Annotated in this window: 18 protein-coding genes and 4 tRNA genes; 18 read left to right on the top strand and 4 right to left on the bottom strand. The window is 42.5% G+C overall.

Going from position 1 to position 23,376, the window contains the following annotated elements:
* The first annotated feature begins 80 nt into the window (after positions 1–80).
* A complete protein-coding gene (locus EAG18_RS06530) occupies positions 81–443 on the top strand; it encodes a hypothetical protein (protein WP_125251577.1) in 363 nt (120 codons plus the stop codon).
* Positions 444–581: 138 nt separating this feature from the next.
* A complete protein-coding gene (locus tag EAG18_RS06525) occupies positions 582–1,175 on the top strand; it encodes a porin family protein (RefSeq protein ID WP_125251576.1) in 594 nt (197 codons plus the stop codon).
* Positions 1,176–1,247: 72 nt separating this feature from the next.
* Here the strand turns inward: EAG18_RS06525 and uvrB are convergent, their stop codons facing one another.
* Together uvrB and EAG18_RS06515 are read right to left on the bottom strand one after the other, a co-directional pair.
* The gene (gene uvrB, locus EAG18_RS06520) at positions 1,248–3,251 is read right to left on the bottom strand and encodes an excinuclease ABC subunit UvrB (protein ID WP_125251575.1); all 2,004 of its coding nucleotides are present in this window, start codon (positions 3,249–3,251) and stop codon (positions 1,248–1,250) included.
* A complete protein-coding gene (locus EAG18_RS06515; RefSeq protein ID WP_125251574.1) occupies positions 3,251–4,627 on the bottom strand; it encodes an MATE family efflux transporter in 1,377 nt (458 codons plus the stop codon). Before EAG18_RS06515 ends, uvrB begins: the two co-directional genes overlap by 1 nt.
* A 1,160-nt stretch (positions 4,628–5,787) precedes the next feature.
* Here EAG18_RS06515 and EAG18_RS06510 point away from each other — a divergent pair.
* From EAG18_RS06510 to EAG18_RS06450, 13 genes are all read left to right on the top strand, one after another.
* Positions 5,788–5,864, top strand: a tRNA-Asn gene (locus EAG18_RS06510).
* 21 nt (positions 5,865–5,885) lie between these two features.
* Positions 5,886–5,962, top strand: a tRNA-Asn gene (locus tag EAG18_RS06505).
* A 29-nt stretch (positions 5,963–5,991) separates the two neighbouring features.
* A tRNA-Asn gene (locus EAG18_RS06500) sits at positions 5,992–6,068 on the top strand.
* A 23-nt stretch (positions 6,069–6,091) separates the two neighbouring features.
* Positions 6,092–6,168 (top strand) — tRNA-Asn (locus EAG18_RS06495).
* 187 nt (positions 6,169–6,355) lie between these two features.
* Positions 6,356–8,299 (top strand): GGDEF domain-containing protein, encoded by a 1,944-nt coding sequence (locus tag EAG18_RS06490; protein ID WP_125251573.1) that lies wholly within the window; start codon positions 6,356–6,358, stop codon positions 8,297–8,299.
* Positions 8,300–8,945: 646 nt separating this feature from the next.
* Positions 8,946–9,527: an electron transport complex subunit RsxA gene (gene rsxA / locus EAG18_RS06485; RefSeq protein WP_125251572.1), complete on the top strand. Its 582-nt coding sequence runs from the start codon at positions 8,946–8,948 to the stop codon at positions 9,525–9,527.
* Positions 9,528–9,530: 3 nt separating this feature from the next.
* On the top strand, positions 9,531–10,085 hold the full coding sequence (gene rsxB, locus EAG18_RS06480; RefSeq protein ID WP_125251571.1) for an electron transport complex subunit RsxB: 555 nt from the start codon (positions 9,531–9,533) through the stop codon (positions 10,083–10,085).
* 9 nt (positions 10,086–10,094) lie between these two features.
* Complete coding sequence (rsxC, locus tag EAG18_RS06475; protein ID WP_125251570.1) at positions 10,095–12,644, top strand: electron transport complex subunit RsxC; 2,550 nt, start codon at positions 10,095–10,097, stop codon at positions 12,642–12,644.
* The gene (gene rsxD, locus EAG18_RS06470) at positions 12,641–13,702 is read left to right on the top strand and encodes an electron transport complex subunit RsxD (RefSeq protein WP_125251569.1); all 1,062 of its coding nucleotides are present in this window, start codon (positions 12,641–12,643) and stop codon (positions 13,700–13,702) included. Before rsxC ends, rsxD begins: the two co-directional genes overlap by 4 nt.
* Complete coding sequence (rsxG, locus tag EAG18_RS06465) at positions 13,699–14,334, top strand: electron transport complex subunit RsxG (RefSeq protein ID WP_125251568.1); 636 nt, start codon at positions 13,699–13,701, stop codon at positions 14,332–14,334. Before rsxD ends, rsxG begins: the two co-directional genes overlap by 4 nt.
* On the top strand, positions 14,331–15,032 hold the full coding sequence (locus EAG18_RS06460) for an electron transport complex subunit E (protein ID WP_125251567.1): 702 nt from the start codon (positions 14,331–14,333) through the stop codon (positions 15,030–15,032). The genes rsxG and EAG18_RS06460 overlap by 4 nt, the downstream gene beginning before the upstream one ends.
* Positions 15,033–15,103: 71 nt before the next feature.
* Positions 15,104–15,739, top strand: a complete 636-nt coding sequence (gene nth / locus EAG18_RS06455; protein WP_125251566.1) for an endonuclease III — start codon at positions 15,104–15,106, stop codon at positions 15,737–15,739.
* A gap of 308 nt (positions 15,740–16,047) precedes the next feature.
* Positions 16,048–17,952: an aminotransferase class V-fold PLP-dependent enzyme gene (locus EAG18_RS06450; protein WP_125251565.1), complete on the top strand. Its 1,905-nt coding sequence runs from the start codon at positions 16,048–16,050 to the stop codon at positions 17,950–17,952.
* 226 nt (positions 17,953–18,178) lie between these two features.
* Here the strand turns inward: EAG18_RS06450 and EAG18_RS06445 are convergent, their stop codons facing one another.
* On the bottom strand, positions 18,179–19,153 hold the full coding sequence (locus tag EAG18_RS06445; RefSeq protein ID WP_125251564.1) for a PD40 domain-containing protein: 975 nt from the start codon (positions 19,151–19,153) through the stop codon (positions 18,179–18,181).
* Positions 19,154–19,572: 419 nt separating this feature from the next.
* Between EAG18_RS06445 and EAG18_RS06440 the strand changes: the two genes are divergently transcribed.
* The 3 genes from EAG18_RS06440 to EAG18_RS06430 all read left to right on the top strand — a co-directional run bounded on the left by EAG18_RS06440 (position 19,573) and on the right by EAG18_RS06430 (position 21,934).
* A complete protein-coding gene (locus tag EAG18_RS06440; RefSeq protein WP_125251563.1) occupies positions 19,573–20,163 on the top strand; it encodes a DUF2726 domain-containing protein in 591 nt (196 codons plus the stop codon).
* 107 nt (positions 20,164–20,270) lie between these two features.
* The gene (gene mtnN / locus EAG18_RS06435; RefSeq protein ID WP_125251562.1) at positions 20,271–20,978 is read left to right on the top strand and encodes a 5'-methylthioadenosine/S-adenosylhomocysteine nucleosidase; all 708 of its coding nucleotides are present in this window, start codon (positions 20,271–20,273) and stop codon (positions 20,976–20,978) included.
* Positions 20,978–21,934 (top strand): cobalamin biosynthesis protein, encoded by a 957-nt coding sequence (locus EAG18_RS06430; RefSeq protein WP_125251561.1) that lies wholly within the window; start codon positions 20,978–20,980, stop codon positions 21,932–21,934. Before mtnN ends, EAG18_RS06430 begins: the two co-directional genes overlap by 1 nt.
* A gap of 69 nt (positions 21,935–22,003) precedes the next feature.
* Here EAG18_RS06430 and tyrS read toward each other — a convergent pair whose 3' ends face one another.
* Positions 22,004–23,203, bottom strand: a complete 1,200-nt coding sequence (tyrS, locus tag EAG18_RS06425; protein WP_125251560.1) for a tyrosine--tRNA ligase — start codon at positions 23,201–23,203, stop codon at positions 22,004–22,006.
* Positions 23,204–23,376: the final 173 nt, after the last annotated feature.

The raw sequence follows: 23,376 nt of genomic DNA, 5'->3' as shown, positions 1-23,376 counted from the left end.
CCAAATCCTTAGAATAAATCGAATAGACTATAAACCTAACTGCATATAAGCTTACCACTCAATAACTTGTGAGCTTAGTTATGCTGGTTGCTTTCGCTTTTTCTATCGTGTTAATTAAGACTTCATTACTGGGGCTAAGTGGCTTAACGATAGCGCTTGCAGCTTGCTTTTTGTTACTTATTAAGCGCAATATTATTGAGCTGCGCTCAGCGGTTAAGACCAAGTTTTGTCAACTCTATCAAATCGCGCTCATCACCCAGCTACTCGGGTACCTTATCTTGCTCTCCAAATTACTACTTATTGACGGTTGGCACGACCTTCCTTTATTTATAGCCAGCCATATCGTGATCCATCACGTGTGGAGTGCATTTATAGCAGCAACATTAACAGTTATGACGATAGTGAATTATCTTCAGTTAAAAGCCCAACAAAATGCCATTTAGCCAACTAAGACTGTCGCTATTTGTAAAATAAAGGCCATAAAAACAGACGTCTTCTTACATTTTATGACAGCCCTACAACAGACCTTGACAACCGCCCTGCTTATACTGTCCTCAAGTTAACTACAACGGACATTGATTATGAAATTTAACGCGCTCTTATCTGTTGCATTGCTAGCAACAAGCTTATCTTCGTTTGCTGAACAAAGTAATGAAACTCATCGCATTGGTTTGGATATTTCTGGTGGCTCAGCTTCTTATAAAAGTTCCAATCAAGACGGTGACGGTGTTGGTCAAGCCTATTTATATTATAACTATCACTTCACCCCAATTTTCGCTTTAGAGGTAGGATACAACAGTGGAGAAGATCTTGATGACTGGAAATGTAAGGATGAAAACGACCGCAAATTCATCTGCACCCAAAACAATAAAACCTTGTTCGGTTTAGGTGCAAACAACCTCGACTTTGACAACTTTGTCGTTGCCGCGAAAGGCTATTATCAAGTCTCGGACAATAGCTACTTCTACGGTAAATTAGGTGCCAACTATTATGACTACGAGATCACTCAAGGTAATACCAAATTGGTCAGCGATGATGGGATAGGATTTGTTGCAGAAGCGGGCTGGCAATATGACTGGGACAATGGCATGGCAGTTAACCTTGGCTACAAATACCTTGATATGGGTGATTTAGATACCTCTAACTTAGCGCTAGGTATAAGCTATCGATTCTAAAGTAACTCCCCAACCAATAAAAAAGCATGTGACTCCACATGCTTTTTTATGCTCTGTAGCAGCAACCCCTCACTACGCTTTAATCAAACGTTTTTGTAGAATTTGCACCTGATCTCGTGCTTGAGCCGCTTTTTCGAATTCAAGCTCTTTGGCAAACTTCATCATCTGGGCTTCTAGCCTATCGATTTCTTTTGCTATTTCTTTTGCATCCATGGCTGGCATGCCAGGCTTGAACTTAACGTCAATATCTACAACCTGATCGTCTGCAACCTCTTCGCCTAAATCCATCACATCAGTGATCTTTTTGTTCAACGCCGTCGGTATGATGCCATTCGCTTCATTATAGGCTTGTTGCTTCTCTCTGCGCCTTTGAGTTTCATCAATGGCCTGACGCATTGAATTGGTGATTCTGTCTCCATATAAGATGGCTTTGCCATGAAGATGACGTGCTGCGCGGCCTATGGTTTGGATCAATGAACGTGTTGAACGCAAAAACCCTTCTTTATCCGCATCCAAAATTGCGACTAAGGAAACCTCAGGCATATCCAAGCCTTCCCGTAGCAAGTTTATACCTACCAACACGTCAAACACGCCTTTGCGCAGATCTCGAATGATCTCCATTCGCTCCACCGTATCGATATCTGAATGTAAATAACGTACCTTAACATCATGATCGTTCAAATAATCGGTGAGATCTTCGGCCATTCTTTTGGTCAATGTTGTGACCAGTACTCGCTCATTAACACCTACACGCTGATAGATTTCTGACAAAAGATCATCGACTTGGGTTGCAACTGGTCGCACTTCCACTTCAGGGTCCAGCAAACCAGTAGGACGGATCACTTGTTCCGCAACATCCCCTCTGGATTTGTCCAGTTCATAATCTCCAGGCGTTGCTGACACATATATCGTTTGTGGTGAAATCGCCTCGAATTCTTCAAACTTTAATGGTCTATTATCTAGTGCTGAAGGTAATCGAAAGCCATATTCGACTAAGTTTTCCTTTCTACTTCTGTCGCCTTTATACATAGCCCCTACTTGCGAGACGGTAACATGAGATTCATCAATTATCATCAACGCATCGTCCGGCAAATAATCTAGAAGTGTCGGTGGTGGTTCACCCGGAGCTCGTCCCGATAAATAACGACTGTAGTTTTCAATACCAGAACAATAGCCAAGCTCGGTCATCATTTCAATATCGTACTGAGTACGCTGAGCAACTCTCTGCTCTTCTACTAAGCGATTTTTATCCAGTAGTTGCGCTCGACGTTCTTTTAACTCAAGCTTGATCCGTTCAATGGCATCAAGGATCTTTTCTCTCGGTGTCACATAGTGTGTCTTCGGGTAAATGGTTGCTCGGATCAAATGCTTTTCAACAGCACCTGTTAACGGGTCAAATAGACTGATCCGCTCAATTTCATCATCAAACATTTCCACTCTAACGGCAATGGTTTCTGATTCAGCAGGGAAAATATCAATGACCTCTCCACGAACACGATATGTGCCTCGACTAAAATCCATATCATTTCGTGTGTACTGTAGTTCAGCAAGCCTTCTGAGCATATCACGCTGATCAATCGTCTCCCCGACTTTGAGTAACAACATCATCTTCATATATGAGTCGGGGTCGCCAAGGCCGTAAATAGCTGAAACAGATGCCACTATAATAGTATCTCTGCGCTCAAGTAGTGCCTTCGTTGCCGAAAGTCGCATTTGCTCAATATGTTCATTAATCGAAGCATCTTTCTCAATAAACGTATCACTTGCAACCACATAGGCTTCTGGCTGGTAGTAGTCATAATAAGAGACAAAGTATTCAACGGCATTATGAGGAAAAAACTCTTTCATTTCGCCATATAACTGTGCAGCCAAAGTTTTGTTATGCGCCATTATAATCGTCGGGCGATTGAGATTATTAATCACATTAGCCATGGTAAATGTTTTACCAGTACCTGTGGCACCTAGCAGAGTTTGATGCGCAAGCCCACTCTCTAGACCATCGCAAAGCTGGGCTATCGCCGTTGGTTGGTCGCCGTTTGGCTTAAACTCAGAAACCAGCTGAAATTTATCTTCCATTACGCCTCCTTTTGAAGCTCACTTTGCACAATCTCATCAATTGCTTTTTTAAACCAGTTATAAGCAATCACCGCCGTAAACAGATTACCTAAAGCAGCCCCTGCAAAGAGCCCAGGTAAGCCTGCGAGCTGGGAGCCTAGATAGGCAATAGGTACATAAAACACAAACAATCGAATAATACTAAGCATGAGTGCATTCATTGGTTTGTGCAAAGCATTAAACGATGAGTTGGTTAAAATGATCACCCCTTGTAAGCCATATCCTAATGGCATGATGTAGATGAATAACTGGATAGTTTCAACGACAGCGGGCTCATTGCCAAAAGTATGGCTAATATAGTAGGCGCTCAATACCAATAAGATATACACAAAAAATTGAAAACCGAGTACGAATTTAAGCGTGTGTGTATACGCATCGCGAACACGTTGATAGTGCTTAGCGCCAAAGTTCTGGCTGATAAATGGGGGTAACGTCATTGATAACGCTAACACTACAAGGCTTGCTATCGACTCGATACGACTGCCCACACCAAAAGCTGCAACCGCTTCAGGCCCATAACTGGCTATCACCGCCGTCATCACCGCCATCGCTAATGGCGTTAACATGTTCGCCCCCGCTGCTGGTAATCCTATTTTTAGAATTTTTTGCGCCACAGCAAAAAAGCTCGCGTATTTTGCAGATAAAGAAATCAAGCGCTTTTTAACAATCAGTAAGTATAGAATAATACTAACGCCCAAGCTCCACGACAACACACTTGCAACCGCTGCCCCCTTAACCCCCATCGGCTCAATAGGCCCAAGGCCAAAGATTAATATCGGGTCCAGCACTGCATTTACTAAGCCGCCAAGAGCCATGATGAGGCTCGGTGTCTTGGTATCGCCACTGGCACGTAAAACCGAATTACCAATCATTGGCGTAATTAGCAAAATAGAGCCGATAAACCACACCGACATGTAATCATGAATAAAAGGCATGACGATCGGACTTGCACCTAGCAAGATAAATATTTCGTCAACAAAGGTGAAACCCAACAGTGAAAGCATCGAAACAAAACACGCCGAAATGATGATTGCAACGGCAGCGTCAAACTTAGCCTCCTCGAGCAAGTTGCTACCCAGCGCTTTAGCAATAACAGCGGAAGTACCTATTCCTAATCCGATGGCCAAACTAATTACGGTAAAAGTGACCGGAAACGTAAAACTAATAGCTGCTAGCGGCTCGGTGCCGAGCATACTAATGAAAAAGGTATCAACAAGATTGAAGGTCATTAAGGTGATCATGCCGAATATCATTGGGATCGTCATGCGCTTTAACGTTGCCCCAATATCACCATGAAGGATATCATTACCATTGAAATTAGACTTAGCTTGAGTCATAACAACCTATTTCTGATATGTTAAGCGGCTCATTGTATGCTATTCAACACGTTGACGCTATGCAGGATACGTCAACATGGTTCTGCAAAATAAAAATAGCGAATATTTGCCATTAAAACCTAAATAAATATTAAGGGAGTGATGTTTCTTGCTAAGAATTACGAATCCACTAGTTTTGACAAAAAAGTTACAATACTAGCGCTAAAGCAGCATGTTTTTTGCACAGCCCTATGGCTTGAAAGTTCATAAAAGCTTCATACTGAACAACAAATAAACAAAAACTTCCAAATAAATATAACTCATTGATATTTATAATATTAAATATTTTTCAAAATTTACTTGCAACCTCTAGAGCGCCCTAATTTCATAGTCTTGCAATACTTCTCAAATAATAATAAACAATGTTATCCACAGATTCCGTGGATAAGTCTCGCCAAGCCAATAGAATAAAGGCGTCCAGCCTATCCAAAATGCGATCCTACCACTCTCCCAAATGATCGCATTTAGAATCGTAACTGGATCAAATTGGATCTCTATACTAACCTTGCCTCAACATTATTGAATATTCAGCAAAAACCCGAAAAGCACCCCACGTAAACCATTGTTTTTTATAGAACAAAATGTAACCCTTTGATTTTTAATCGCACAAGGTGGGGATAACAAACTACATATGGTTGCATTCATTACCTTGGCCAATACCGCGCCTCACATAGATTATTATGATCACAACTTTGGCTTCCTGACTACAAACCACAGATCGTAAGTAAACATCATAAAATAAGCTGTTAAGCGTATTATTCAAGCAAAACGCTCAAAAAATACATAAAACCCCACTCAGCACTGTATATACATACAATATCATTGAGATATGTTAATTTTCTTCACTCATAAATTCTATCGTAAAATTGAAGCCACAGAACAAGAAATGACCTAAGAGATATGAATAGCTAAATACTGGCGCGTGATAATTTAACAGTTTCACTGCTAATAGCGTTAAACTCATAGCGCAAATTTGTACGCTGCAATGTCATAAAGTCACAAAAAGACCTCAAATAGTGCATAAATTCATCGCTTAATAGAGTTTTTTACGTTTCTGTGATTTTAGTAGTTGACACCTTGCAATGTCGTCATTAATATTTCGCCCCGTTGAGAGACACGCTTCCCCCTTAGCTCAGTTGGTTAGAGCGACGGACTGTTAATCCGCAGGTCCCCCGTTCGAGTCGGGGAGGGGGAGCCAATTTCTCGCACTTTTGACTATTCCCCCTTAGCTCAGTTGGTTAGAGCGACGGACTGTTAATCCGCAGGTCCCCCGTTCGAGTCGGGGAGGGGGAGCCAAATTAAACTTGGTTAGTCTGTATTGTATTTCCCCCTTAGCTCAGTTGGTTAGAGCGACGGACTGTTAATCCGCAGGTCCCCCGTTCGAGTCGGGGAGGGGGAGCCATACAATAATTATCTACTTAAGATTCCCCCTTAGCTCAGTTGGTTAGAGCGACGGACTGTTAATCCGCAGGTCCCCCGTTCGAGTCGGGGAGGGGGAGCCACTTCCAAGAAATTATTAGACTTTTCTGCCTAATTACACTACCCTACAATCATTATTTTCAGTGCTTTATCTTATATAACAATAACTCTCTAAACACATCAAAAATATATAATTAAATTGATGAATTTGATAAAGAATTTGGCACTACACCCGATACTATCAGAATAATCCTCTTTAAGAAGCGTACTATGGCTGGTTTTAGAAAACTCATCATACTCCAAGTCACCTCATGGTTATTACTCTCTTTGATTAGTAGCTTTTTTTTCGCCACTAGTTTCGACTCAGCAATTAGTAAAGCACAACAAAGTGCACATGCTATGGTGACAGAATACATAAAAGACAAAAAGCTATCAGAAGTAACACCAGAGCACATTAGCCAAGCCCTAAACAGCGGCGAGGTATTTTCAACCTTCATTGTACGAGATTTTGATGGTAATACCGTTCTACAAGTTAATACACCGACGAACCTTCCTTTCGTTGCTGACTTTATAGAAACCTACATCAATGCGATCCGTCCACAATTTGCAGTCAATGATAGTAAAGACATTAAGATTGAATTTTTAATAAATGCACAGAGCCAGGCGCAGTTATTGCAACAAGCACTTTTGCTGCTTCTCGTTATTTCAGCTTTGCTTGCTTTTATTCCTGTCTTTTTCATGCAAGGTGTGTACAAAAAGCTCAACCGTAATGTCAGTATGACTGTGGCGAGTGCTGTTGACTCGTATATCACGCAAAATCAAGCCACTGACAACATAGAGTTTGATTTTAATGATGGCAAAGTAGCAGAACTTGGCCAAGAGCTAACCCCTTCTTTTAAGCGTCTGGCGAGCTTTTTAAAGTCGAAACAAGAAGACATCAAAAATGCAGCACATTCAATCAAGCAAGAAGCTTATAAAGATGTGGTTACAGAGCTTGGTAACCGTAACATGTTTGTTGAGTATTATGAGCAATATATAGAGTCTTCATCCAAAAAAGCGTTTGGATCGTTAGCAATGATACGCTGCTCCGAATTACAAGTCATAAACCAAACTCGTGGCTATCAAAAAGGCGATGAATACATTAAGTCAGTCTCGGATATTATCAAGCATGTCACAGGTACTTATGCTGGCAGCCAAGTCTTTCGACTAAATAGCTCTGACTTTGCCGTTATCTTACCCAATGTGCCAAGTAAAGAAGCAGAAGAGTTTGGCGACACGTTACAATCACGATTCACTCAATTCCAACAAAATCAAGAACTGTCTTCGGTTGCAAATACAGGAATTGTTCCATACGAAAATGGTAAACCATTAGGTGAACTTCTGTCTGTTGTTGATAACGCCATGAGTATGGCACAAAGCAAGCAAGCCAACGCGTGGCATATACAACGAGAGTCGGATCTGGTGAATAATGTTAGCGCTGGATTTGGTAACCAAAACTGGCGTCGCGTGATCCGTGATGTAATAGCCAGCAAACGTGTCAGTTTGATGATGCAGAACATTATGCCAATTGGCAAAAATTCAAAAGCTTATGCTGAAATACAATCTCGCTTTAAAACGGAGGAAGGTCAAATGCTACCGACGGCCTCCTTTCTTGCCATGGCAGAAAAACTAGAAATGGCTATCGAGATTGATCAGTTGATCATTGATACCTCCTTGGAAACGATAAAGACCCGAAACTTCAATGAAAAATACTTTGGTATCAATGTAACTGCATCAAGCGCCCATAACGATCAATTTGTGATCTGGTTAGAGCGTCGTCTCCTTAAAGAAACAAATCTTGCTTCCAAGTTGGTATTTGAGGTCAGTGAATTTGGTTTGCAACAAAATATCAAAGCCAGTAAGCGCTTCATTGATATGGTACATCGAGCAGGCGCTCGGATCACAGTCGAACGCTTTGGTGTCGGTTTGACATCATTTAAATTCTTCAGAGACTTGAAACCTGATTATATAAAAATGGATGCTAGCTATACTCGGGGACTTGAAGAAGATAAAAACAACCAATACTTTATGCGCCTGATGGTCGATCTTGCCCACCGAATTGGTGTTAATGTGTTCGCGGAAGGTATTGAAAGTCAAGAAGAAAAGCATATTGTTGAAACATTGTGTCTCGATGGTGTGCAAGGCTATTATATAGAAAAGCCAAAAGAAATTTAGACTCTACTGTCTTCAAATTATGAGGGCAACATTTGCCCTCCCCTCTAATGAGCGACAATTTGCCAAAGCAGATACATTCTGTGTTATTATTGGCAAGGATTATCATTTCAATTTATCCTCGCATGTTTTTAAATCAACAAGATAAACATGGAAGATAAAGCAATGTGTTTAATACTGGATTGTCCGCAAGTGCAGAAAATAACACCATGATTTTAATAGCTTTTGACTTTTAGCTACACTTTTTAAAACTAGGTCTTACCACAGTTTTGGTAAACCAGCTAAACCCAAGGGTGGCAATAGACGTAGACTAAGATATGGTGCTGTAGTGCGAACTGGCAGCGATAAACACAGCAATGATATTGAGTAGAGATGGTATTGTTCTAAGGAATATACCTAAAACACTAACAGAGTCTGCACTTATACCAATTCGCTTGATTAAGTGACTATTTTGAGGTGAGAAAACTTCTTATTTAGTTGTTTTAGATAAGAAACTTTTAACGTAATTAGCGTCAGATTTACTCCTTCAAATTGAGCAAGTATTAAGACTCATTGGTATTACATCAAGCTGGTTCTTTTTATGATTAACTATCACGGCAATATCATAGTGCAAAAAGCTTTGAATCGTGAGTAAGTTATAGAGGCAAGAATGACCGAGTACATTTTGTTGCTCATTGGCACCGTGCTAGTGAATAACTTCGTTTTAGTTCAATTTTTGGGATTGTGCCCATTTATGGGGGTCTCTGGTAAGTTAGATACTGCTGTGGGTATGTCTTTGGCGACAACCTTTGTGCTTACACTTGCCTCAGTTACCAGCTACCTTGTAAATCAATATATTTTGCTACCGCTCGATTTAACTTTTTTAAGAACCATGAGTTTTATTCTTGTTATCGCCGTAGTGGTGCAGTTTACTGAAATGGTTGTGAGAAAAACTAGCCCAACTTTGTACCGTTTACTCGGGATCTTCTTACCCCTTATCACCACAAACTGTGCAGTGCTTGGTGTTGCCTTACTCAACATCAAGCGAAATCATACCTTTTTGGAATCAGCAGTGTATGGCTTTGGTGCGGCGGTTGGTTTCTCTATGGTGTTAGTATTATTTGCCGCTTTACGTGAACGTTTAGCGGTGGCTGACGTACCAAGTCCATTTAAGGGCGCATCTATTGCGATGATCACCGCAGGTTTGATGTCTCTTGCATTTATGGGATTCTCTGGATTAGTTAAGTTTTAAAATATGACGTTAATGTATGCATTACTTGCGCTAGGGGCGCTAGCATTGGTATTTGGGATCGTGCTGGGCTACGCCGCGGTAAAATATAGAGTTGAAAGCAACCCAATTGTAGAACAAATCGATGCGATTTTACCGCAAACACAATGTGGACAATGTGGTTATCCAGGGTGTCGCCCCTATGCTGAGGCGATTGCGAACGGCGATGAGGTGAATAAATGCCCTCCAGGCGGTGAGGCAACCGTCAAGAAACTTGCAGACTTAATGGGTGTAGAAGCTAAACCACTGGCCGGTGGCGAAGAAGCTGAGCCAGTTAAAAAAGTAGCATATATTCGCGAAGATGAATGTATTGGCTGCACCAAGTGTATTCAGGCCTGCCCTGTCGATGCAATCGTTGGTGCAACAAGGCAAATGCACACTGTACTAATTGACGAGTGCACGGGGTGTGATCTGTGTGTTGAACCCTGCCCAGTAGATTGTATCGACATGGTACCGGTTGCACAGACCAAACAAACGTGGAAGTGGCAACTTGATGCCATTCCTGTGACACAGATTGATTAAGAGGTTTAAGTGGAAACATTACTTGAACAAATAGAAAGCGGAAAACTGTGGCAGTTCCCAGGCGGCATTCATCCACCAGAGCAAAAAGCGCAATCTAACCAACGCCCTATTTCGCGCTTGCCCCTGCCTGAAAAACTCATTTTGCCATTAAAGCAACATATAGGGGCAAATGGCAGCTTGCTGGTAAATGTCGGTGATCACGTATTAAAAGGACAAGCGCTAACGGCTCCAGGCACCAATTGGTCTTTGCCGGTTCATGCGCCGACGTCGGGTGTGGTTGAAGCCATTACGCCGATGCCATCTGCGCACCCTTCAGCTATACCTGAATTAAGTATTATTTTACGTCCAGACGGTGCGGATAAATGGATAGAATTAACACCTATCCGTGATATTTCCTCTCTCGATAACGCCCAGCTTATTGAAATAATTCACCAAGCCGGTATTGCAGGAATGGGCGGTGCTGGCTTTCCAACCTATGTAAAAGCCGATAGCCCCAAGCCAATCGAGTTTTTGGTTATTAATGGTGTTGAGTGTGAGCCTTATATTACCGCTGACGATCGCCTGATGCGTGATCATGCGCAACAAATTGTGTCAGGGATAGAGGTTTTACAACAGATCCTAAAGCCTCAAAAAATATTATTTGGTATTGAAGATAATAAACCTGAAGCCATTGCAGCCGTATCAGCCGCAGCGAAACACAATCAAGATATTTTAGTTCGTAGCATTCCAACAAAGTATCCATCTGGCGGTGAAAAACAGCTGGTAAAACTACTCACATCAAAAGAAGTGCCAAGTACAGGGATCCCAGCTGATATAGGGGTACTGGTGCAGAATGTAGGGACACTATTTGCTATTTGGCAAGCCGTTTTTGAAGGGAAACCTTTAATTGAGCGTGTTGTTACTGTCACAGGCAATACTATCAACCAGCCAAATAATGTCTGGGCTTTACTCGGAACAGAAATAAAACATCTTCTAGACTCACAAGGCTTCTCTCCTGTTGACGCACAACGTGTAGTTATGGGTGGTCCCATGATGGGCTTTACCCTCCCCTCGGTTAGGATCCCTGTCGTAAAAACAACAAACTGTATTCTTGCACCAGACAATAAAGAGTTGGCCATTCCTGGGGAAGAAAAAGCTTGTATTCGTTGCAGTGCTTGTGCCGATGCCTGCCCACAGAGCCTGCTACCTCAGCAACTACAATGGTTTGCCAAAGGTAAAGAATATGAAAAGTTAGAAGAGTATAACCTGTTTGATTGTATTGAATGCGGAGCTTGCTCTTACGTTTGTCCAAGCGAAATCCCCTTGGTGCAATATTACCGAGTAGCGAAAGCTGATATTCGCGAACAAAAACTTGAGCAGGTTAAAGCTGAGCGTGCTAAAGAGCGCTTTGAAGCTAGAAAAGCGCGACTAGAGCGAGAACAAGAAGAGCGACAGAATAAACACAAACGCCGCTCACCCAGCTCACCAGCAAAAGCAGCAGAGCAAGAGAAAGTGCAAGAAGCACTGGCTCGTGTAAAAGATAAACAATCAGACAAGTCCGCAGTACAAGCTGCCATAGCACGTGCTAAAGCCAAACGTGGGGAAAACGGTGAACTTGAGCCTGATAACAGCGCTATCATGCAGGAGCGAGAGAAACGTAAAGCACAGGCACGTAAATATAAAGAAGCGAAAACCGAGCAAGTAAGTAGTGTTGACCAAAAGGATGCTGTAGCCGCCGCTATCGCTCGTGCCAAAGCGAAAAAAGCTGCAGCTCAAGAACAGGGTTCTTCTGATCAAGCACCTGAAGACAAAAAGACCGCTGTGGCCGCCGCCATTGCCCGTGCTAAAGCGAAAAAAGCTGCTAAACAGGCAGAAGACACAAACGACAACACAGCTGAACCGAGCGAGGCTGTGCAAAGTACTGATGACGTAGCTGACCCTCGTAAAGCCGCTGTGGCCGCCGCCATTGCCCGTGCTAAAGCGAAAAAAGCTGCCAAACAAGCAGAAGACACAAACTATAAGACGCTTGAACCGAGCGAGGCTGTGCAAAGTACTGATGACGTAGCTGACCCTCGTAAAGCCGCTGTGGCCGCCGCCATTGCCCGTGCTAAAGCGAAAAAAGCAGCTAAACAAGCTGAAGACGCAAACGACAACACAGTTGAGCCGAGCGAGGCTGTGCAAAGTACTGATGACGTAGCTGACCCTCGTAAAGCCGCTGTGGCCGCCGCCATTGCCCGTGCTAAAGCGAAAAAAGCAGCTAAACAAGCTGAAGAAGCAAACGACGACACAACTGAGCAGAGCGAGGCTGTGCAAAGTACTGATGACGTAGCTGACCCTCGTAAAGCCGCTGTGGCCGCTGCCATTGCCCGTGCTAAAGCGAAAAAAGCAGCTAAACAAGCTGAAGAAGCAAACGACAGCACGGTTGAACCGTTAGAGGAGCAACAAAGCACGGACACAGAGCAGTCGCAGCTTGATACCCAAACTCCCGAGGCCCTTAAAAAAGCCGCAGTTAAAGCCGCAATTGCAAAAGCAAAAGCGAAAAAGCAAGCCAAAGAACAAGAAGGAAATGAACCGTCATGAAATTAACCATGGCTTCATCCCCGCATAACCATAGCCACAAGTCAGTCAGCAAAATTATGATGACAGTTATGGCTGCCTGTATTCCTGGGATCCTAGTGCAAACCTACTTTTTTGGTTTTGGCGTATTAATCCAGCTAGCGTTAGCCCTAATTACTGTGAGTCTTACCGAGGCTGCCGTACTGAAACTAAGAGGCCGTGCAATATGGCCAAGTTTGAGTGATGGTAGCGCTTGGCTAACAGCACTACTACTTGCCATCAGCGTGCCACCTCTGGCACCTTGGTGGGTAACAGTAATAGGTGCTTTCTTTGCTATCGCCATCGTAAAACAATTATACGGTGGACTCGGGTTTAACCTATTTAACCCAGCCATGGCTGCCTATGTACTATTGCTAATTTCTTTTCCTGTACAAATGACCTCTTGGTCTCCGATCCAAGAGATAGCAACCCAAACACTAAGCTTGACTGATCAGTTTGCGATGATATTCACTGAAGCAACCTCTCAAGGTGTGACTTTAGATAAGTGGAGCACAAACGTCATTGATGGCGCGACTAGTGCCACACCGCTAGATTCGGTCAAAACTTCTGTGTCGCAAGGGTATACGGTAACAGAAGCAATGAGCTATATCGGCTTTGGTGAAATCGCTGGGTTGGGCTGGCAATATGTTAACTTCGCCTTTTTACTTGGTGGGCTTTATCTTTTAAAGGCCAAAGTGATCAATTGGCACATCCCAGTATCTTTTATCGTTAGCCTTGGCCTTGCCAGCGGGGTTGGCTATATTATTGCACCACAATCAGAACCCGGTACTCTCTTCCACCTGTTTAGCGGTGCAACTATGCTAGGCGCATTTTTTATTGCAACCGATCCTGTTTCAGCCTCAACAACTAACCTTGGGCGCTTAATTTATGGCGCAGCGATTGGCTTAACTGTTTATGTGATCCGTCAATTTGGTGGTTATCCAGACGCAGTTGCTTTTGCCGTCGTGATAATGAATATGGCTGTGCCACTGATTGATCATTATACTCAACCACGCACCTATGGCCACGGAGCAAATTCATGATAATTCAATCGATGCAGAAAAACGGTTTGATCTTAGCTGCATTTGCGTTGGCAACCACAGGCGCAGTAGCACTGATCAACGACATCACCAAAGATAAAATAGCAAATCAAGAACAGCAACACCTTATGCAGTTACTTTCGCAAGTGATTGACAAAGATCAATATGACAATACGCTTTATCTTGATTGCACCACCAGCAACGCTCCAGAATTAGGGCCGCAAGGGCCGCATACAATTTATCGCGCTAGACTTGATGGTGCGCCTTCAGCGTTGCTGGTACGACATATCACGCCAAGAGGCTATAGTGGTAATATCGATATTCTAACCGCTGTTAACAGAGCAGGTGTGATCTCAGGTGTGCGTATAACACGTCATGAGGAAACCCCGGGTCTAGGTGATAAGGTTGAGCTGGCAAAATCTGCCTGGGTAACAACTTTTAATGGTGTCAACGTTACCAGTGAAGCTGATCCACACTTGAATGTGAAAAAAGATGGTGGTCAGTTTGATGCCTTCACTGGCGCAACCATTACCCCTCGAGCTGTGGTTACGTCAGTAAATCAAGCGGCTTGGTTCGCCAAAACACACTTTGACGCCCTATTTGATGCGAAAAATACTTGTGAGGTATCACAGTGAGCCAATTCAAATCACTGTACCTGGAAGGTACATGGAAAAATAACCCTGCATTAGTGCAGCTATTAGGGCTATGTCCGCTGCTTGCCGTCACTTCAACTGTGACTAACGCACTGGGGCTTGGTATTGCCACATTGTTGGTTCTAGTCGGTTCTAACTTAACGGTTTCTGTTGTCAGAAACTGGGTACCCAAAGACATTCGGATCCCAGTTTTTGTTATGATAATCGCAGCGTTTGTCACCGTGATCCAACTCCTGATGAATGCTTATACCTTTGGTCTGTATCAGTCCCTTGGGATATTTATTCCCTTAATTGTTACTAACTGTGCAATCATTGGCCGAGCGGAAGCTTTTGCTTCAAAAAATACACCGCTATTGTCAGTATGGGATGGTTTAATGATGGGCTTAGGCTTTGCATTGGTATTGTTTGTGCTCGGCGCCATGCGTGAACTTTTAGGCCAAGGTACCTTATTTGACGGTGCAGAGCTTTTGCTTGGTGACTGGGCAAGTGTGCTACGTATCGAAGTATTCTCTTTTGATCACCAGTTTTTGGTTGCAATTTTACCACCAGGCGCCTTCTTAGGTCTGGGGTTGCTTATCGCCGCTAAAAATGTCATCGACCACCAAATCAAAACCAAAAACGCGGTGCCAGCTCCTGAGCAAGTTAAAGGGCCGAGAGCACGAGTTACAAACCTAAATTAGCCCTAGGTTCGCAGCGACACCGTCACTGTCGCTGTTAGCAAAACCGTTATTGAGCTTAGCAAGTAAATCTTATGAATAAACAAAAACGCATAGAAATACTCACGCGACTACGGGACGAGAACCCGCATCCTGAAACTGAGTTAGAGTACTCATCACCATTTGAGCTACTCGTGGCCGTTACCCTCTCAGCGCAGGCTACAGATGTTGGGGTAAATAAAGCCACTCGCAAGCTTTTTCCTGTTGCCAACACGCCTGAACAAATCTTGGAACTGGGCCTTGAGGGCTTACGAGACTATATCAAAACCATTGGTTTATTTAATTCAAAAGCCAATAACGTCTATAAGATGTGTCAAATTCTTGTCGACAAACACGGTTCCGAAGTCCCTGAAAATCGAGAAGCCTTAGAGGCATTGCCAGGGGTGGGCCGAAAAACCGCAAACGTAGTATTAAACTGCGCTTTTGGCTGGCCAACTATTGCCGTAGACACCCATATCTTCCGCGTCTCCAACCGCACTAAATTCGCGATGGGTAAAGATGTCGTTGCAGTAGAGCAAAAGCTAGAGAAGGTTGTACCAAAAGAATTTAAAGTCGATGTCCATCACTGGTTGATTCTTCACGGTCGATACGTATGTACCGCCCGCAAACCCAAGTGTGGCAGCTGTATTATTGAAGACTTATGTGAGTTTAAAGAAAAGATTGATAGCTAATCTTCGTTTTAGCATAAGCACAACTTTTATTTATGGTGATTACCATGAATTTGTTGTTTCGTAAAACTATCCAAGGGATCAGAAAACACAGCTCGCTGCGTAAAGCATCTCCTAGGCGCGATACATACCCTCTAGTGGGATCTGCTTTACGCAGCGGTTTTACTAAATCGCGATGTAACATCATGATGTAAAATCGCTCCTATATCCGTTTTACAATTTCTAAAACATTTGCAAAGTATTAATTTCACAAATCTTTGCGCTTTCTTTATGCTTAATGGCAACTTCTAAACTTTAATGTGGATCTCACTATGTTACCTGTCCTTCGTATCTTATTGATAGAGCATGAGCCTGCTGTATTGCAAGCGCTTTCAACTAATCTATCAAAAATTATCCCTAACTTTGAGCGTGAGGATGTACATATTGATATTATTGAATGCCTCGAGCTTACAAAAGCCTTAGAACACGTGACGGAAGATGGAGATATTCAGGCCGTGGTGCTCAGTTGGGATGCCAACAATAAAAATGGCAAACAAGTTTATAGTCATTTTATCGAGCAACTGAAAAGCATTAGACTCGAGCTACCGGTATACGTTATTGGCGATGACACCAAAGGATTAGAGATAGTAAACGGAACTGAAGATATAGAATCTTTCTTTTTCAAAGATGAGGTTATCTCAGATCCAGAAGCCATTCTAGGCTACATGATCAACGACTTTGACGACAGAGCTGAGACCCCATTCTGGACGGCGTATCGAAGTTATGTCGGCGAAGCAAACGACTCATGGCACACCCCGGGACATAGCGGTGGTTCCAGCTTTAGAAACTCCCCATATATCAAAGATTTTTATCAATTTTATGGCCGTAATGTATTTGTTGGTGATTTATCAGTATCGGTAGATTCATTAGGTTCATTATCTGATAGCACCAACACCATTGGCCGTGCTCAAGAGTCGGCTGCTGCAACGTTCGAAGTCAAACGCACGTATTTTGTGACCAATGGTTCTTCTACTTCAAATAAAATTATCTTACAAACCCTGCTTCGCAAAGGCGATAAAGTAATAATAGATCGCAACTGCCATAAGTCAGTGCATTATGGCATTTTGCAATCTGCTAGTTACCCTATTTATTTATCAAGTATTTTAAACCCAAAATACGGCATATTTGCCCCTCCCTCACTGACCGATATTAAACAGGCAATTGAACACAATACCGATGCAAAACTATTGGTGCTCACTGGCTGTACCTACGATGGTTTGCTCAGTGATTTAAAACAAGTCGTAGAATTTGCGCATCAACATGATATTAAAGTATTTATTGATGAAGCTTGGTTCGCTTACTCTTTGTTTCATCCGAGCTTGCGTCAGTATTCCGCCATTCATGCTGGGGCTGACTATGTCACTCATTCAGCACATAAAGTGGTGTCTGCATTTTCTCAGGCGTCTTATATTCATATTAACGATCCTGATTTTGATGCTGACTTTTTCCGCGAGATTTACAGTATTTACGCAAGTACCTCACCCAAATATCAGCTTATTGCATCGCTTGATGTATGCCAAAAGCAATTAGAAATGGAAGGCTACAAGTTACTCAATGCACTATTAAACCATGTTGCAGAATTCAAGCAGCAGATGGCCTCTCTTAAGCACATCAAAGTACTCGATAAAGCAGATTTTATGAATATATTCCCACATTTTAGTGGTGATAATATGGGCCATGATCCACTAAAAATTCTCATTGATATCAGTGAGCTTCCTTACTCTCTAAAAGATATTCATAAATTTTTGTTAGATGAAATTGGGCTGGAGATTGAGAAATACACCCACAGTACCATTTTAGTGTTACTCACCTTGGGAGGCACACGCTCGAAGATCATTCGACTTTATAATGCTTTGAAGAAACTAGACGGTGGTAAGGTAAAATTGTCTAAATCAACTCGACGCGCCCGCTTACCTGAAAACTTACCAGCTATAGACTTAGCTTGCATTCCAAGTGATGCCTTCTACGGTGAGCGTGAGTCGGTGCCCATAAGCAAAAGCAATAATCGCATTTGTGCTGGGTTAGTCACGCCCTACCCTCCCGGAATTCCACTTTTAGTACCAGGTCAACATATCACCCAAGACCATATCGAATATTTAAAAGAGCTTGCGGGGCAAGGGTTAACCATTCAAGGCAGTTTTGATGGTGAGATCTACGTACTTAAAGAAGACAAATAACGCGAGCTAATACCGCTACCGCGTCCTGCTGTCGCTGAAGTCCCTAAATCCACGTAGGCAAGTCAAAAATTTCTTATTTAGTTGTTCTAAATAAGAAATTTTTAACGCTGTTAGCGTCAGATTTGCTCCTTCAAATTGAGCAAGTATCGAGGCTAGTTGGTATAATGGCGCTAGGCAGCCTTTGGCAGACTAGCGCTTAGCGTTTTCCTGCAATTGCGCTAGCAAATTAGCCTTTCTCGCGAAGGTATTGGTTTAACTCAGTTATATCAACGCTATAAATATTCATTAGGCCATTATGGATCCTTCCCTGTCGCTGAAGCAATTCATCATAATTGTTTACAGCTTTCACATCTGGGTTTTTATCACTTGAGAAAAACAAAGTATTACCATCAGCTGATAGAATCGGATCTGAGTCCATACGGCGCGAGTTGATTTTATCGCCTAGATTTATCGGTTTTCCCCACTTACCCTCTTTTTGTTTAACCGATACATGTAAATCGTAGTGACCAAAGCCCCCCGGTCTCATTGACGTGAAAAATAGTAGTTTTCCGTCCGTTGAAACCTCAGGGTCAGCATCACTTGCTGTGGAATTGAGCTCTGAAATCTCAACTGGCGCTTGATATCCATCGGGGTGGTACTTAGAAAGGAAAAGGTCTACGCTGCCCGTTGTTCCTTTTATAATAGATGAGAAGTAGATATCTTTATTAGTGTGTACAGTTGGGTAGATCACAGTATGATCTCCGTTAATTTTGCCAGGCACTAACTCGGGTTGGCCAAATTTATCACCATCATAGCTGACTTGCCACATCTGAAAGGTGCCATTTTCCACATTATCTACCGGCCTTCTGGAAGTAAAATAAAATGTGTTACTGTCTTTGGAGAAGTACGGATTAGTATCGTGAAATTCGCCACTAAAAGGAAGTAATGTTGGGGTTTGCCAAGCATCCCCTTGTTTATGAGAAATGACTAGAGCACTGTGTGAAAATTGGGCTAACGCTCTAACAAACGCAAACTTTTTACCATCTGGAGACAAACTAGAGCCGTACTCAAATTGATTCGTCGATACGATGTTTGGCGCAAATAAACTTGGCTCTAGGTTGTTTAAAATCATAGCTAACTTGTCATCAGCTTGTACTGACCAATGCACAGAAATTGCGGAAATCAATAACCCTATTTTAGCGACTGCTTTACGCTTTATCATATAAATATCCTTTCTTATTATCGTACACTTTATTTACTTTTTGATAATTGTATGTGTGTTGAATCGAACTTCTTGAAAAGTAACTTTGTCGCCAAATAATATTCTCAAAACATAACTGAAAAAACGACAACCCTACATGACTTAGCGATATACAGAAACTTAATAAAAAATACCTTATTAAGGTACGTTAATTTTTAAAAGTCGGGTTGGTTTTACAGTAATTTATCATGTATTTGAGCGACATAGCGCTAATACAGTGTATGTTATGCCACATAAATCAGCAGAAAGACACCATACCTGCTTATCCTCAGTGACTTGCTCACCGCCCAAATATTTATCACCTACGAATTTCAGATCTTTTCTGGCACAGCTATTGCTTATAAAAACACAGATGTCATTTTTTTGATTTGGAGTTTTTTATGGAATTTGCGTTACTTGCTATCTTGGCTCTAGTGGTCGTTGCTTCCATTGTCGCTTCTAAGTACACCGATGTGGGTGGCAATCCTTATCCGTTCAACCGCAAAGAATCTGTTTTTACTACTGTCGAAGCGTCGTTTCTGCATTTACTAGAACGTGCTGTTGGCGACAAGTATAAAATTGTAAGTCGGATAAAGCTAATTGATGTAATTGAATGTAAACCTGGTATTTCACAAAAAGCACGCCGTGCCGCGGTGACTAAAGCAAAAAACAAGCAGCTTGATTACGTGCTTGTAGATAAAGAAACACTGAAAATTGTTGCCGCTGTTGACTTGGTTAATAACGCCAATAAAAACGGCCATAAAGCGCAAAAGGATTGGTTTGTCAGTGGCGCGTTAGAGTCAGCTGGTATTCCGCACATTCGTATGAAGATCAAAAGCGGCTACCAAAGCGCAGAAGTCAGAGCTGCTATCTTGTTCAAGTTAGGACAAAAAGTGGAAATGCCGAAGAAAACCAGGAACCGCACATACAAACCCGCGGTATTATCTCCTTCACAAGCAAAGGCACAATCCACACAATTGGCTGAAATTTAGCAAAACGGGCACTAGCCCGTTTTTTGTTTTACCTATCTTCCCCCCTTTCGTATAATAAAAATAACGTTGAAATTGGGGTTTCCCCACTACAAATTAGGAATCTTTTCATGAAAGTAGGCATTATTGGCGCAATGGAGCAAGAAGTTACCATTTTGCGTAACACTATGGAAAACCCGCAAACATTGACCAAAGGTGGCTTTACTTTTTATACCGGTAAACTGGCAGGACACGATGTGACGCTGGTACAGTCAGGTATTGGTAAAGTAGCAGCAACGGTTGCAACAACTCTGCTTATCGATAACTTTACACCAGATTGCGTAATTAATACGGGATCTGCTGGGGGCTTTGAACCCTCACTCAACGTAGGGGATGTCGTCATTTCAAGCGAAGTTCGCCACCATGACGTTGACGTAACGGCATTCGGTTACGAAATAGGCCAAGTACCACAAATGCCTGCTGCTTTCACTTCACATGCTAAGCTAGTTGAAGCTGCGAAGCAGAGCGTTAGTGAACTTGAAGGTATTCAAACTATGGTTGGCCTTATCTGTACTGGTGACTCATTTATGTGCGATCCTGTTCGTATTGATAAAGCTCGTGCAGACTTCCCAACGATGCTTGCTGTAGAAATGGAAGGGGCAGCTATTGCACAGGCTTGTCATTCTTTAGATACACCATTTGTAGTGATCCGCTCGTTATCGGATATAGCCGGCAAAGAATCACCGCAGTCATTCGAAGAATATTTAGAAGTCGCTTCTGTGAACTCTTCAAAAATGGTGATGGCACTACTTACCAAGCTAGATAAGGTTACGCTTTAGTGCTAGAGAACTTGCTTCAGGTCCATGAGGGCCTGATCATTTTTTTAGTTGCTGTTTTTGCCAGCCTCGGGATCAGGCTATCCACCGTTCATCATCCAAACCTTATTCTCAGCCTTATTTTTAAAGCCATTGCCGAAAGAGTTTATCGCCCCAAAGCGGCTTCTAGTTATCAACTATTATCAGGCACACTGGGATTCTTCCTCCCTATATTAACCATCACCGTATTAACTTATGCGATTATTAGCTTTGCTTTTTATCCTAATTGGCTCGGTGGGCTGGTGTTGTTTTTATGCTTAGATATTAGCCATGAAAGCCGTGCTAAGCGTATTTCCGCGCTGATAAAATCAAAGCAAAAAGTAACCGCAAGAGCGGTGTTGCAAGGAATGGTAGCAAGAGATGTCGAGAAACTAACAGAGCTTGGTATTTGTAAAGCCGCCATAGATAGCACCGCATTAAATACCCTGCGCCATTTTTTTGTTGTTGCACTGCTTTATCTAATTGCAGGCCCATACGTCACACTTTTTTATAAGCTGCTTTTGCTATGTGATCATGCTTGGCGTCAAATCATGCAGCCGACAAACCGCTTTATGGCAAATCTTAGCCGCGCAATATGGCTGATTGAATTTGTGCCTATCCGATTATTAGTTGTCTGCTTTTCGTTGTTGCTCAGGCCAAAACAAACTTGGCACTATATTAAATACTATGGTCGCCACTTTAATCAAACAAATTCAGGTTGGGCACTGAGCTTTTTTGCGGCAAATTTACAAACTCAGCTTGCGGGGCCACGCTTTTATTTTGGTGCTCGCGTTGAGGTAATGCGCATAGGTGCCAAATCGCAACCGACAGCTGATCATATTCAGCACCTACTCGGACTGCTCAATCAAATGCGCTGGCTATTTATTGCGACGACGACACTGCTATACGTAATGACTAACTTTGCCAGCTTGATGCTGTAGAGCTAAAAACAAATACAAAAAAGGCCAGTAATATACTGACCTTTTCTCTTCGCAAATGGATAAACTATTTTAGTTCACAGTTACTTTAGCAAACTTACGCTTACCAACTTGGTAGATCTCGCAAGAACCTTTAGCAACTTCTAATTTCGTATCCGTTATTTTGTCTTCACCGTTTAACTTCACCGCGCCTTGCTTAATCATACGCATCGCCTCTGACGTGCTTGCGACTAACCCAGCCTCTTTCAGTAAGTTAGTGATAAACGTGCTTTCACCTTCAATGGTAATTGTGACCTCAGGGATCTCATCAGGTAAGGCATTTTTTTGGAAACGCTTGATAAAATCTTGATGTGCCGCTTCAGCGTCAGCTTCACTGTGGAATCGAGCAATCATTTCTTTTGCAAATTCAATTTTAATGTCACGAGGGTTACGGCCGCCCATCACTTCTTCTTTAAGTGCAGCGATATCATCCAATGTTTTCGCACTTAGCAATTCGTAGTAACGCCACATCAAGTCATCAGAAATCGACATTACCTTACCAAACATATCATTTGGCGCATCCGTAATACCGATGTAATTACCCAATGACTTCGACATTTTCTGAACGCCATCAGTCCCTTCCAATAACGGCATCATGAGTACTGTTTGTGGCTTTTGACCTTCATCTTTTTGTAACTCACGACCCATAAGTAGATTGAAGCGCTGATCAGTGCCGCCAAGCTCAACATCTGCTTCTAGCGCAACAGAATCCCAACCTTGTACCAGTGGATACAAAAACTCATGAATTGCGATTGCTTGACCATTTGCATAACGCTTTTTGAAGTCATCACGTTCAAGCATACGAGCAACTGTTTGACGCGCAGCTAGTTTGATCATACCCGCGGTACCCAACTTCTCCATCCATTCAGAGTTGAATGCTACTGTGGTTTTCGCAGGGTCAAGGATCTTGAATACCTGCTCTTTGTAAGTTTCTGCATTAGCCAATACATCTTCGCGTGTTAGTGGTTTTCGAGTGACATTTTTGCCAGTTGGGTCGCCAATCATCCCCGTAAAATCACCAATCAAGAAAATAACCTCATGACCTAAGTCTTGAAAGGTTTTCATTTTATTAATTAGCACTGTGTGACCCAAGTGCAAATCAGGTGCCGTTGGATCGAAACCTGCTTTGATACGCAGTTTTTTACCTGACTTCAACTTTTCCTTTAATTCATCTTGTAGCAGAATTTCTTCTGCACCACGGCTAATCTCTGCAAATGCAGTTTCTAAATCCACAATTCTCACTCCAACAGCTATAACTTGTAATCGACCGATTCTAGCCTATATTTATCCGAGTTTAAATGCACAAAACGCTGGTATTACGGGTTTATTACGTATATCCTGCAATATTATTAACAATAATTCTTGACAGCAGAAAAGGCGCATTATGGTTCACGTGGTTCATAAGC

Source organism: Pseudoalteromonas sp. J010 (assembly GCF_003934235.1).
Classification (GTDB): domain Bacteria; phylum Pseudomonadota; class Gammaproteobacteria; order Enterobacterales; family Alteromonadaceae; genus Pseudoalteromonas; species Pseudoalteromonas peptidolytica.
The sequence above is the reverse complement of the archived record's forward strand: the minus strand, read 5'-3'. Positions and strand labels throughout refer to the sequence as shown.